We start from the raw sequence: 10,687 nt of genomic DNA, 5'->3' as shown, positions 1-10,687 counted from the left end.
TTATCTGTTTCATTATAATAAAAATACCCTATCGAGTAGACTTTTTTCAAGTGTCTATCTGATAGGGTACATTTTATAGTTATACGGAGTTTTTTTATTTTGAGTATTTTCAACAGATCCCCCAGTTAAGTATGTTGGTATACTTTACATATTTATTTTTTTGGATTTAATATGTCCTCTATGTCATTAGCGGATAGATCATAATAATAATAATTTTTATAAAATTCTTTTACTTTTTGTTTAATATCTAAATCATTAAATATATCAGGATGAAGGTTTTTTGCCAACCATAAAGGTTGTAATATACCTTCTACACTTCTTACAGATCACAAATACACTCCTTTAGGATTAAGATAAACCTTTTTATTTTTTACAGCTGTGAGGGATTGCCACTGATTTGAACTGCTTGTGTCCATGATATAATCGTAAGTGCTTTTACTTGTAACTATAATTACATCTGGCTGATTTTTATACAAGAATTCAAAATCAACACTGTTGCCTTCATTACTACTAGTGCTAGATTTTTTGGAAATATTTTCTGGGGCTATATTTACGCCTCCGGCAGCTTCTATATAGGAAGTATTTATATCATTGGATCCAATTGTGGTAAGTGCCCCTTTTGGTGTACCGCTGGCAACAAATACTTTAACTTTTTCACTAGATTTAGTGTTGAGGACACCGAATTTTCGTGTAATATTTATCAATTTTATTTTAAGAAGCTTTTGGATTATTGTTTATGAAATACTATACAGTTAAATATTGTATAAAAACATTTGTATATATTTTTATAACGTGTAAGTGTATAATAATGATGTAAATAATTTTATATTAAGGTGAGTTATATGCAAGAATTACAGGGAATTGTAGAAGCTATAATATTTCAAAATAAAAATAATGGATATGCGGTTGCTAAAATAAAAGAAAAAGAAGATATAGTGACTATAGTTGGATGTATACCTTATATAATGGAAGGACAAAATTTAAAGATTTCAGGAGAATGGGTAGTTCATCCTGAATTTGGTCATCAATTCAAAGTCCAGGTATTTGAAGAAATAATTCCAAATACCTTGTTTGGAATAGAAAAATATTTATCTTCGGGTATTATATCTGGGATAGGACCGGTTACTGCAAAGAAAATAGTGGAGAAATTCGGAAAAGATACTCTTTATATACTAGATCATGATATAGGAAGATTAAAGGAAATAGAAGGCATAGGGTCAAGAAAGATAGCCTTAATAAATAAATCTTATTGTCAGCAATATGAAATAAGAAACATAATGATATTTTTACAGACTTATGGAGTCACTCCAAATCAATGTGTTAAAATATATAAAAAACTAGGGGTTAATTCTATAAATGTGGTGAAAGAAAATCCGTATGTTCTCACAGAAGAGATATCAGGGATAGGATTTAAGATAGCAGATAAAATAGCCAGAGGTCTTGGTATAGAAAAAAATTCTCCTTTTAGGATACAAAGTGGTATAAGGTATTTGGTAAACAAATTCTGTAGTATGGGAAATACCTATATGCCTATAGATATATTGATAGCGGATGGAATAAATATACTTCAGGTAACCCAGAAAGAACTGGAGAAAAACATATATGAAAGTTCTATAAATGGAAAAATAAAGTTAGAACAGTGGAAAAGTAAAATTTGTGTATTTTCTATGACTTATTATTATTGTGAATTAAGTGTAACTAAGAAAATTTTAACTCTGGCTTTTAATCAGTGTAAAAATATAGAACTGGATGTAGATAAAGAAATTAAAGAGTTTGAAGAGGTGAATAACATAGAGTTCGCCATTTCACAGAAAGAGGCAATTAAGGGAGCAGTAGAAAATAGTGTAGAAATAATAACAGGCGGTCCAGGAACGGGAAAGACCACTATAATTAATTGTATAATTCAATTGTTTGAAAAGTCAAATCTGAAAGTTCTTATGGGTGCTCCTACTGGGAGAGCTGCAAAAAGAATGTCTGAAGCTACTAATAGGGAAGCAAAAACTATACATAGATTACTTGAAATAGGTATAGAAAGTGATGAGGAAGCGTTGTTTTTTTCTAGGGGAGAAGAATCACCTCTTCAATGTGATGTGGTAATTGTAGATGAAGCTTCTATGATAGATGTAGTAATGATGAATAATTTATTAAAAGCTATTTCATTAAAAACCAGACTTATAATAGTAGGAGATGTACAACAGCTTCCTTCTGTAGGACCTGGAAATGTACTTAGAGATTTTATAGATAGTCGGTGTATTAAAGTAGTTAGACTGAAAGAAATATTTAGGCAGTCCAAGGAGAGTATGATTATAGTAAATGCTCATAAAATAAATTCAGGAGAAATGCCTATTTTAAATAAAAAACTTAAGGACTTTTATTTTATAAGATCTTTAGAATTTTCCAATATATTAAATTTGGTAATGGAATTAGCTAGTAAGAGATTACCTAACTTTAATAAAAATTGGAATAAGATGAAACACATTCAAATATTATCTCCTATGAGAAAAGGAATTTTAGGAGTGTCAACTTTAAATAGAAAGCTTCAGCAAATTTTAAATCCTAAAAGCTGTAAGAAAAAAGAAAAAAATTTTAGAGATATAATTTTCAGAGTTGGAGATAAGGTAATGCAGATTAAAAATAACTATACTTTAAAATGGGAAGGAATTTCAGGAGAGAAGGCAGAAAAAGGTGTGGGAATTTTTAATGGTGATTTCGGATATATTGAGGATATAAATGAAGAGAAAGATACAGTAACGGTAATATTTGATGAAGAAAAAAGAGTTACATATGACAATATATGCTTAGATGAATTAGATCTAGCTTATGCAATAACTATACACAAAAGTCAGGGGAGTGAATTTCCTGTTATTATTCTTCCCATATTCATGGGTCCAACCTTACTTATGAATAGAAATTTATTATATACAGCTATAACTAGAGCAAAACAGATGGTAGTACTTGTTGGAGATTTAAAGGCCTTAAGTTTTATGATAAACAATAATAAAAGTTTTGAAAGATATTCGTTATTAAAATATAGAATAATGGATATAATGGAGAGTGAAGTAGATGTTGCTTTGGAATAAAATGAGTTTCATCGATAGAGGAAAAAAAATAAGTGAAGAAATATTAAACTGGAGTATTATTAAAGAGTCTTTTCTAAGTGTTACTTCAGTCCCTTATAATTCAACTAAGATTTTTATAGAGATTATTGAATTGTATATAAGACAAAACAAGAGTGTGATTTATATTACTAATGAAGAACCTTATAATGTTAGTATAATAAAAAACATAAAAGAATATACAGAACTTACAAATTATATTTACATAAGAAAACCACAAAAGTATACAAATTCTAAGCTAAAAATATGCAATTTCCAAAATGCTGTGAAATTAAAGGAAAAGTTTCAATTAATTATATATGATGATATAAGCAGTTTTTCTACATATAACAAGTATGAGATATTTGATTTAATCGATAAGTTAACCTGCAGGGATAGTAAAATTATCATATATTCTATAGAAAATATATTCAAACATGCCAGGGAAGTATTTATGCCCATCAGAAATGGAATACAAATAGTAGAACCTAGAATAATACTTACCAGACTTAATATAAATAAAGAGATACCATTTGTTGTATATGATTATTTGAAATGGTCTATAGATATAGGAAAAAAGGCTATAATATATGTTCCAGATGAAGAAAAATTAGAAAATGTATATTTCTATATTTATAATTATTGTAAAAATTTCAGTGAGAATATTATACACTTTTCTGACGGGAAATCTGATAGAAAATTAATTTCTGAATTTTTACATGCAGTAAATGCTATATTAATAACTAATTGTCTTCAGGAGATTATATCCAATACAGAAAATTGCGATGTAATGGCATATTTTGCAGATGATCCTAAATTTGATTATAAAAAATTTGTTTATTTATGTGGGAGTAGAAACATAGGAAAGGACGGAAAGAATTTAAAAGAAGAGGTTATACTGGTAGCTAACTTGGAAAGTAAACACATGGAGAAGGCTAGAATTATAACCAGAGATTTTAATAGAAAAGCATGGAAAATGGGCTTATTAGGAACCTAAAATTTTTATTAGATTGTGTACTAGAATTAGTATACTGCGGAGATGAAAAGTGCATATTGTGCAAAAAGGACTTATACAAGGATAAAATCATATGTGAAACTTGTGAAAATAATATAAAAATTTGTAAAGATAGTTTCAATATAAAAATTCATAATACAGATTGCAGATGTTATAGCAGTGCCTATTATTCAGGAGCTATGATGGAGCTTATTCTAAAATTAAAGTATAAAAGTTCTTTTAAAGCAGGGGAAGTTATAGCCGGATATATGAAAAACACGGTGTATAGTAACAAAATTAATTTTGATATTATAACATATGTACCTATGACAAAAAAAAGCCGTAAGAGAAGAGGATACAATCAAAGTGAATACTTAGCAAGGATTTTAGGTAAATATCTGCACAAACCTGTTATATCTTGTTTAAACAAGATAAAAGATACCAAAGATCAAATAGGTCTAGATAAAGAAGAAAGATGGAATAACATTCAAGGAAGTTTTAAAATATTTGATAAAGAGTCTATAAAGAATGGAAATATTTTAATAGTGGATGATGTATTAACCACTGGTGCTACGGCTTTTTGCTGCTGCAGTGAGCTTCTTCGAGGTGGAGCAAAAAAAATTAATATATTGACTGGAGCCAAAAGTAAGGTATAATTTTATTAGTTGAGTTAGGTTTGTGGTTGAAAATCGATGCTAGTCGCAGGCAAAACGATCCACGTAAGTTAAATAAAATATTTAATGAGCATGGTGCGATTTAGAAGTAAGTCCTGCCGTAAAATACGAGAGGATTAGTAGTGAGAGGGTAATTCCGGGTAGTGAACGTTCCAGCAGGCGAGTGTGGGGGCAAAGACCAGGTCAACTAACTTACAAATGCACTATTTGTGCGGTGTAGCAGCCTTTTAGAGGCTGCTATATTAATCTAAAATTGCAAAAATTCCCGACCTATTCCCGACCTAGAAAAAGTAACGTACAATAATTTACCCCTTGGGTACGATGATTTTATAATTTTCTAAAGCCTTTTTAGTATTCTCCTTATTTATGTGGGTATATATATTATGTGTAATTTCACTGCCCTTTTTATGGCCTACAATTGCCTGTGTAATAGATTCAGGAATGCTATCAAGAGCCATCTGTGTTATAAATGTATGTCTAGTCTTATGAAATGTTCTATATTCTATATCAAGAGCATTAAGAGTTTTTCTCCATTGACTTATTACATATCTTTTATTAATAGGATTTCCTATAGCATCGGTAAATATAAGGTTGTATTCATTATTAAAGCTGTTTCCGGCCTTAAGATTGTCTTTATCGTTTTGTAATTTTGCTTTTTTCCACATATCATCAAAACTATCTGGATATTCTATATCTCTAACAGAAGATAATGTTTTAGGAACAGTTATTTTTGTACTTCCGCCTACGACTTCCCCGTTGGAATCAAAGTCTTTTGTGTATCGTATAGATTCTTTTATGTGAAGTATTCTGTTTTTAGTATCAAGGTCACTCCATTTTAAGGCTAATATTTCGCCCTCACGCATTCCCAAGGAAAAACCCAGATAAGCAATATTTGCTATCCTGCTATTAATTCTATATAAATATTTAAGTATCCTATCTCTTTCATCACGAGTAAATACTTTAACTTCAGTGGAGTTTTTTTCCTTCAAATAAGCTACTTGTCCAGGTACTTTTACATTTAGGCATGGATTTTTAATTACAGCATCATTTTCGATTTCGTAATTGAAAAATCTTTTTATAAGCTTAAGAGTCTTTAATAAGAGAGGATAATTTTTACCTCCATTAAATAATTCATTTAAAAACGTTTGAATCATAATAGGTTTGATATCTTTAACTTTTCTTATTCCGAGCTTGGAATCTTTTATATATAATCTATATATGGATTCATATGTCTCATATGTACTCATCTTTATTCCGCTTGGTAGAATGACGTTAATTAACCACATGTTAAAAGCACTGTTTAACGTTTCATTTTCAGCAGTTTTGTTTATTCCATTTTTAAGATCCTGTTTATAAGCTTCTTTTTTGCGTTCAGCTTCATTTTTACTTTTTCCATAGAACTCTTTATATATTTTTTTACCTTCGGAGTCGTACCCTATTAAAAGAGCAGTTCTATAATATTTATGATTACCTTTAGTGTAATTTATCTTATTCGCCATAAAATCAACTCCTCTAGTATAAATTAATATTTTCTAAAATAAAAAATATACAGGAAAATTAACTTCTGCTTGCTACCATTTTGCGTAAGTACGCAAAATGGTCTTGTCTCTTCTTAAGGAGATTGATTTTTCTTTTTCTCATTTAATTTTAACTCTATATCAATCTTTAAAGAATTTAAAAGCATATTAGCTATACGAGCATCTATCTTATCATCTTTAAGTAATCCTTCTTCAATCAGTCTATCAATTACCATTTGAGTGGTAGCGAGGTCTGAATCTGAGGGTTCTTTTTCTTTTTTATTTTCCGGTAAGATTTCTTTTGGCTTTTCAGGTTCTTTTTTTATATTTTGAGTTTCTTCTACTTTATTATTTTGATTACCAATATAAGGATTGCGTATATCTGTAAGTCCCATTAGCCAATCTAAAGATACATTAAAATCATTAACGATTCTTTTTTTTAGTTCATCGTCAGGTTTGCTAAATCCAGATTCATATTGAGATATTGTGGATTTCCTTAAATTATAAGGTTTGCCGAACTCTTCTTGAGTTAATCCATTTTCAGTACGTAGTAATCTTATTCTTTTTCCTAAAATATTATCCATAAATATACCTCTTTGCAGTTTAAAGTTTTTAAACATTACTTTAATGATATCACAAAAGTAAAAATGATGTTTAAAAGTTCTAAAAAATTAAATTTTTTTCGCATAATACATTGACTATTCAAGATTCTTAAACTATAATAAGAATATAAAGTTTAATTAATTCAAACTAAGGGCGGTGATAAAATGAATTTATCTCTTTTAACTCAGATAAGGGAGTCAAAAGGTTTTACACAAGAAGCTATGTCTAGAAGATTAAATTATAAAAGCAAAGGGAGTTATTGTCTTATAGAAAACGGTAAATCCAAGATTACTGTTGAACTAGCTTTAGATATAAAAGATATTTTAAATTTAACTGAAAAAGAATTTAAAGAAATTTTTTTTGGAAATAGAGTTCGAGAAAGTAAAACTAACGAGGAAGCAGTATAAATATTTTATACATTAATTATATCATCAAAAGGATTTAAAATTGGCATAATTTCACTACAAATTAAGCTCATAAATTCACAATTTGATTAAAAGAAAAGAGGTGAGAATTATGAAAATAGAAAATACCAACAACGTCTATATGAAGGCAAGATTAAAGGCGGCAGAATATAATGACAGGCTTAAGAGTAGGGAAAAGGCAGCAGATATATTAGGGGTACATGAAAGCTCTCTTACAAATTATGAAAAAGACTTATTAAAACAAATACCGCCAGATGTAGTTGTAAGGATGGCAGATCTCTACAATGCACCTGAACTTATGCATCATTACTGTTGCAATGAATGCCCTATAGGAAAATGTATTGCTCCTAATGTTGAACTTAAAGAAATATCGTATCTTGCTATTCAGCTATCGGTTTTATCAAAAAATCCAGAAACTTTTGTGCAAGAGCTAATGAAAATTTTACAGGATGGGGTTGTTTCAAATGATGAAAAACAGGACTTTGTGACTATAGTTAAAGGTTTAGTAGAGTTTTCTGAAAAGATACAGTCATTGGATCTTTGGGCTAAAAAGAACTTGAAATGAATGAAAAGGAGGGACAAGTTTTGCCGCAATTAAAAGCAACTTTAGATATTAAAAGTGCTGCAGAATATGCAGGAATACATGAAGGTAAAATAAGGCAATTGGTTCATACAGAAGATTTTCCATGCTTTAAAAACGGTAATAAATGGCTTATAAACAGGCAGATGCTAGATGAATGGCTTAAAAAGATAAGTATAGAACATAGAGTTTTGTAGGAGGAATGAAACATGTTAGAAATAATAATTCCAGAGAACAACGCAAAACTAGACAGACAGATTAAGGCTCTTCAGTGGCAGATAAAAAGTGACACTAGGGCAAAGAATAAGGAAATCCATCAAGCAGCGTATGACAGACTGGTTGAAGAGAGGGAAAGGAGAAAGGTTGCTCCGAAAATACATTTCGGTATAAATGAAAATTCTCAATTCATGGAACAACTTAAAAACCTTATTTATAACTGGGATTTAAGTATCATGGAAGAACCTGAAGAATCGAGGGAACATTATTTGGCAATGTGGGAGTTAGCGCAATCGGCATTAAAAGAGTTGACGGGACAAAAGTTTTATTTTTCAAGGACAGATACTTATTTTGGCATATGCAACGAAGGAGAAGAGTTTCTTATAAAGAAGAATAGAGAGGTAGCTCTATAAATGAAAAGATATAAGATAAATGTTTCCGAAGAAGTAGCATTTAACCATGAAATTACATTTGAAAGTGATGCCCCTGACATAGATAAAATCTTAGACAAGGCAGAAAAAGAAAGGTGTTTAGATGGTGTTATTTTTACCCTAAAAGAGCAGGGGTGCAATATCAAGCATGTCGTTAAGGATAAGGATGGCAGTTATGGAGAAGTAGAAAATGATGAATATGAGGAGATGGGCGAGGTGGAATAAGTGAAATATGTCTTATTACAAACTGAAATTGGAGAACAGATAAAGATAATTGATAATAGCACCTATGTTGGAAAGAAAAAAGTTGAAAAACTGTGTATGGAAGGATTTAAGTGCATTGGATATCTAGAAAGTGAGCAACCACCCCAGAGACTTTTAAGAGGGTTTAATAAAAATCTAAATGACAAATTAGAAGAAAAGTATAAGAAGCTTTGGGATATTCGAGAGATTTTAAAAAGCTAAAAAGGAGGGAAATAAATGTTTAACCAGAGATACAAAGCTTACTTAAAAGCCACAGGAGTAGACCCAAGTAAGGTTAGAGGATATCAGTATATGATTTGGCTAGATGGCATGTGGGCTAGATTCATGGAAGAGAAAGGAATTGAAGATAATCTTAACTTGAATAAAAGGTATGGTTCTGAATTTGATGATTGGCTGGATAAGAAATTTAAAAATGCAGACAACGAAATGAACTATATAGATAAAAAGGGTAATGTGATATTTGTGAGTGCTGGTTTAGGAATGAAGGAATATGGTTCATTTAGAAGAAGTGAAGCAGGCGGACTACACAGAGTAAAGTCTCCAATGATGCCGATGGTTTCATCTAGGGAAGAGGCTCAAGAAAATTTAAACTTATGGGCTAGAAAAAATGGACTGAAGGCAGTTGAGGAGGGAGAAAAATGATTAATGCTGAAGAACATATTCCCATGGTCCATAAATTAGTAAGTGAGCAATATAGACGTTTTAAATCAAAACACAGCTATGATGATATGTTTCAGACAGGATGCTTGGGGCTTGTAAAAGCTACTAGAGATTTTGATGAATCTAGAGGGATGAAATTTTCACTTATGCCTATATAAAAATAGAAGGCGAATTGCTAAATTCCATAAGAAGGGATAAATGGTGCCTAGGTAAAAATGAAGAGGACAGGCTTAAAGCAAAAGCACCATGTTCATTGGATGCTTTCGTAAATGCGGCAGATGAAAGTGGTACAACATTTATGGAACTTATGATTGATAAAGAAGAAATTCCGGGGGATTTAGATTTAAGAACAGCCTTAAATAATCTTCCTAAAAATCTAAAAACAGTTATAAGGCTAAAATATTTTTATGGGTTTAACCAACAAGAGATTGGCAGGATATTAAACACAAACCAATCATATGTTTCTAGGCTGGAAAGTAGAGCAATTAATGTGCTCAGGGAGAAGGTGGAGACATGGCCATAGAAGTTCTTAAAGAGAAAATGTACAGCTATATTGATTTATATGGTCGACTTGACAAAAGAACCTTAGAAGTTAGCCAAGAACTAGACAAGCTTATAGTTAAAGAAATGAAGGAGGGGAAAAAGGAATGAGCTGTAGTTGTGCAAGAGTAACGGATGAATGGCATGGCTGGGAATGCACTGTTACTGGAGGTGCTTGCGAATTTTTAATACCTGATAGTAAATTATGTGCTGAACTATTTGGAGAAGGTCTAGTGCAGGCAATGAGGGAGATGAAATTAAATGAATGGGTATTTACAATGCTTAATAGACCAGTATAAAAGGAAGCTTGGTAATGCTAGAACCCCAGTGGAAAAAGATGTATACATGGGTATGGTTAATGACTTAATTGGTTTAAGGAGACATATTCAGGATATGGACGACAAGGCAACTCCAGAAGAAGATATTCCAAAGAAACATATTGCATTTGATTTTGTTGGCACAGTGCCAGGGCTTATGGAGTATTTGAAAAATCTAAAGTTGAAAGAAGGTAAATAGATGAGAGATAAAGAGTTTGTGAAGCTGCAGAGGGAAAACAAGAAGCTTAGGGAGCTTCTAAAGGAAGGATTGGAACTTATAGAAGGGTACAGGGAAAAGGCAAAACGCTGGGAAAGTATGTACAACCAGCTGAATAGGTATTGCAGGTTTAAGTATAACGATTAGGAGAGGT

General features: G+C 30.9%; 19 protein-coding genes. 16 read left to right on the top strand and 3 right to left on the bottom strand.

From position 1 onward, the window contains the following. Positions 1–326: 326 nt before the first annotated feature. Entirely contained in the window at positions 327–704 is a 378-nt protein-coding gene (locus ACJDU8_RS17480) for an ABC transporter substrate-binding protein (protein WP_406793442.1), read from the bottom strand. A 138-nt stretch (positions 705–842) separates the two neighbouring features. Between ACJDU8_RS17480 and recD2 the strand changes: the two genes are divergently transcribed. From recD2 to ACJDU8_RS17465, 3 genes are read left to right on the top strand one after another with little or no spacing between them, the layout of a single operon-like run. Continuing rightward, a complete protein-coding gene (gene recD2 / locus ACJDU8_RS17475; protein ID WP_406793441.1) occupies positions 843–3,080 on the top strand; it encodes an SF1B family DNA helicase RecD2 in 2,238 nt (745 codons plus the stop codon). Further along, positions 3,064–4,092 (top strand): hypothetical protein, encoded by a 1,029-nt coding sequence (locus tag ACJDU8_RS17470; protein WP_406793440.1) that lies wholly within the window; start codon positions 3,064–3,066, stop codon positions 4,090–4,092. Before recD2 ends, ACJDU8_RS17470 begins: the two co-directional genes overlap by 17 nt. Further along, positions 4,065–4,745: a ComF family protein gene (locus tag ACJDU8_RS17465; protein ID WP_406793439.1), complete on the top strand. Its 681-nt coding sequence runs from the start codon at positions 4,065–4,067 to the stop codon at positions 4,743–4,745. The genes ACJDU8_RS17470 and ACJDU8_RS17465 overlap by 28 nt, the downstream gene beginning before the upstream one ends. A 323-nt stretch (positions 4,746–5,068) precedes the next feature. Here ACJDU8_RS17465 and ACJDU8_RS17460 read toward each other — a convergent pair whose 3' ends face one another. Both ACJDU8_RS17460 and ACJDU8_RS17455 read right to left on the bottom strand, forming a co-directional pair. Beyond that, positions 5,069–6,262 (bottom strand): tyrosine-type recombinase/integrase, encoded by a 1,194-nt coding sequence (locus ACJDU8_RS17460; protein ID WP_406793438.1) that lies wholly within the window; start codon positions 6,260–6,262, stop codon positions 5,069–5,071. A gap of 113 nt (positions 6,263–6,375) precedes the next feature. Beyond that, a complete protein-coding gene (locus ACJDU8_RS17455) occupies positions 6,376–6,864 on the bottom strand; it encodes a helix-turn-helix domain-containing protein (RefSeq protein ID WP_406793437.1) in 489 nt (162 codons plus the stop codon). 183 nt (positions 6,865–7,047) lie between these two features. Here ACJDU8_RS17455 and ACJDU8_RS17450 point away from each other — a divergent pair, with 183 nt between their 5' ends. From ACJDU8_RS17450 to ACJDU8_RS17390, 13 genes are all read left to right on the top strand, one after another. Next, on the top strand, positions 7,048–7,290 hold the full coding sequence (locus tag ACJDU8_RS17450) for a helix-turn-helix transcriptional regulator (protein WP_406793436.1): 243 nt from the start codon (positions 7,048–7,050) through the stop codon (positions 7,288–7,290). A gap of 109 nt (positions 7,291–7,399) precedes the next feature. Then, on the top strand, positions 7,400–7,873 hold the full coding sequence (locus ACJDU8_RS17445) for a helix-turn-helix domain-containing protein (protein ID WP_406793435.1): 474 nt from the start codon (positions 7,400–7,402) through the stop codon (positions 7,871–7,873). Positions 7,874–7,893: 20 nt separating this feature from the next. After that, a complete protein-coding gene (locus tag ACJDU8_RS17440; protein WP_406793434.1) occupies positions 7,894–8,085 on the top strand; it encodes a helix-turn-helix domain-containing protein in 192 nt (63 codons plus the stop codon). A 12-nt stretch (positions 8,086–8,097) separates the two neighbouring features. Next, on the top strand, positions 8,098–8,517 hold the full coding sequence (locus ACJDU8_RS17435; protein ID WP_406793433.1) for a hypothetical protein: 420 nt from the start codon (positions 8,098–8,100) through the stop codon (positions 8,515–8,517). Continuing rightward, positions 8,518–8,760: a hypothetical protein gene (locus tag ACJDU8_RS17430; protein ID WP_406793432.1), complete on the top strand. Its 243-nt coding sequence runs from the start codon at positions 8,518–8,520 to the stop codon at positions 8,758–8,760. Then, on the top strand, positions 8,761–9,000 hold the full coding sequence (locus tag ACJDU8_RS17425; RefSeq protein ID WP_406793431.1) for a hypothetical protein: 240 nt from the start codon (positions 8,761–8,763) through the stop codon (positions 8,998–9,000). It begins immediately after the preceding gene. Between the two features lie 15 nt (positions 9,001–9,015). After that, positions 9,016–9,441: a hypothetical protein gene (locus ACJDU8_RS17420; RefSeq protein WP_406793430.1), complete on the top strand. Its 426-nt coding sequence runs from the start codon at positions 9,016–9,018 to the stop codon at positions 9,439–9,441. Beyond that, complete coding sequence (locus ACJDU8_RS17415) at positions 9,438–9,617, top strand: sigma factor (RefSeq protein WP_406793429.1); 180 nt, start codon at positions 9,438–9,440, stop codon at positions 9,615–9,617. Before ACJDU8_RS17420 ends, ACJDU8_RS17415 begins: the two co-directional genes overlap by 4 nt. 14 nt (positions 9,618–9,631) lie before the next feature. Continuing rightward, entirely contained in the window at positions 9,632–9,982 is a 351-nt protein-coding gene (locus tag ACJDU8_RS17410; protein ID WP_406793428.1) for a sigma-70 family RNA polymerase sigma factor, read from the top strand. Beyond that, the gene (locus tag ACJDU8_RS17405; protein ID WP_406793427.1) at positions 9,973–10,110 is read left to right on the top strand and encodes an aspartyl-phosphate phosphatase Spo0E family protein; all 138 of its coding nucleotides are present in this window, start codon (positions 9,973–9,975) and stop codon (positions 10,108–10,110) included. The genes ACJDU8_RS17410 and ACJDU8_RS17405 overlap by 10 nt, the downstream gene beginning before the upstream one ends. Further along, complete coding sequence (locus ACJDU8_RS17400) at positions 10,107–10,298, top strand: hypothetical protein (RefSeq protein WP_406793426.1); 192 nt, start codon at positions 10,107–10,109, stop codon at positions 10,296–10,298. Before ACJDU8_RS17405 ends, ACJDU8_RS17400 begins: the two co-directional genes overlap by 4 nt. Then, positions 10,261–10,515 (top strand): hypothetical protein, encoded by a 255-nt coding sequence (locus tag ACJDU8_RS17395; protein WP_406793425.1) that lies wholly within the window; start codon positions 10,261–10,263, stop codon positions 10,513–10,515. Before ACJDU8_RS17400 ends, ACJDU8_RS17395 begins: the two co-directional genes overlap by 38 nt. Further along, positions 10,516–10,680 (top strand): hypothetical protein, encoded by a 165-nt coding sequence (locus ACJDU8_RS17390; protein WP_406793424.1) that lies wholly within the window; start codon positions 10,516–10,518, stop codon positions 10,678–10,680. The last annotated feature ends 7 nt before the right edge of the window (positions 10,681–10,687 follow it).

The organism is Candidatus Clostridium eludens (assembly GCF_045310515.1).
Taxonomy (GTDB): Bacteria; Bacillota; Clostridia; order Clostridiales; family Clostridiaceae; genus Clostridium_B; species Clostridium_B eludens.
Note: the sequence above shows the minus strand (reverse complement) of the source record. Positions and strands in the feature narration are given on the sequence as shown.

What these genes read in the sequence shown, in the direction of transcription:
- recD2 (WP_406793441.1), top strand. Translation starts at nt 843, where the DNA reads ATGCAAGAATTACAGGGAATTGTAGAAGCTATAATATTTCAAAATAAA.
- ACJDU8_RS17470 (WP_406793440.1), top strand. Translation starts at nt 3,064, where the DNA reads ATGTTGCTTTGGAATAAAATGAGTTTCATCGATAGAGGAAAAAAAATA.
- ACJDU8_RS17465 (WP_406793439.1), top strand. Translation starts at nt 4,065, where the DNA reads ATGGAAAATGGGCTTATTAGGAACCTAAAATTTTTATTAGATTGTGTA.
- ACJDU8_RS17460 (WP_406793438.1), bottom strand. Translation starts at nt 6,262, where the DNA reads ATGGCGAATAAGATAAATTACACTAAAGGTAATCATAAATATTATAGA.
- ACJDU8_RS17455 (WP_406793437.1), bottom strand. Translation starts at nt 6,864, where the DNA reads ATGGATAATATTTTAGGAAAAAGAATAAGATTACTACGTACTGAAAAT.
- ACJDU8_RS17450 (WP_406793436.1), top strand. Translation starts at nt 7,048, where the DNA reads ATGAATTTATCTCTTTTAACTCAGATAAGGGAGTCAAAAGGTTTTACA.
- ACJDU8_RS17445 (WP_406793435.1), top strand. Translation starts at nt 7,400, where the DNA reads ATGAAAATAGAAAATACCAACAACGTCTATATGAAGGCAAGATTAAAG.
- ACJDU8_RS17435 (WP_406793433.1), top strand. Translation starts at nt 8,098, where the DNA reads ATGTTAGAAATAATAATTCCAGAGAACAACGCAAAACTAGACAGACAG.
- ACJDU8_RS17430 (WP_406793432.1), top strand. Translation starts at nt 8,518, where the DNA reads ATGAAAAGATATAAGATAAATGTTTCCGAAGAAGTAGCATTTAACCAT.
- ACJDU8_RS17420 (WP_406793430.1), top strand. Translation starts at nt 9,016, where the DNA reads ATGTTTAACCAGAGATACAAAGCTTACTTAAAAGCCACAGGAGTAGAC.
- ACJDU8_RS17415 (WP_406793429.1), top strand. Translation starts at nt 9,438, where the DNA reads ATGATTAATGCTGAAGAACATATTCCCATGGTCCATAAATTAGTAAGT.
- ACJDU8_RS17405 (WP_406793427.1), top strand. Translation starts at nt 9,973, where the DNA reads ATGGCCATAGAAGTTCTTAAAGAGAAAATGTACAGCTATATTGATTTA.
- ACJDU8_RS17400 (WP_406793426.1), top strand. Translation starts at nt 10,107, where the DNA reads ATGAGCTGTAGTTGTGCAAGAGTAACGGATGAATGGCATGGCTGGGAA.
- ACJDU8_RS17395 (WP_406793425.1), top strand. Translation starts at nt 10,261, where the DNA reads ATGAATGGGTATTTACAATGCTTAATAGACCAGTATAAAAGGAAGCTT.
- ACJDU8_RS17390 (WP_406793424.1), top strand. Translation starts at nt 10,516, where the DNA reads ATGAGAGATAAAGAGTTTGTGAAGCTGCAGAGGGAAAACAAGAAGCTT.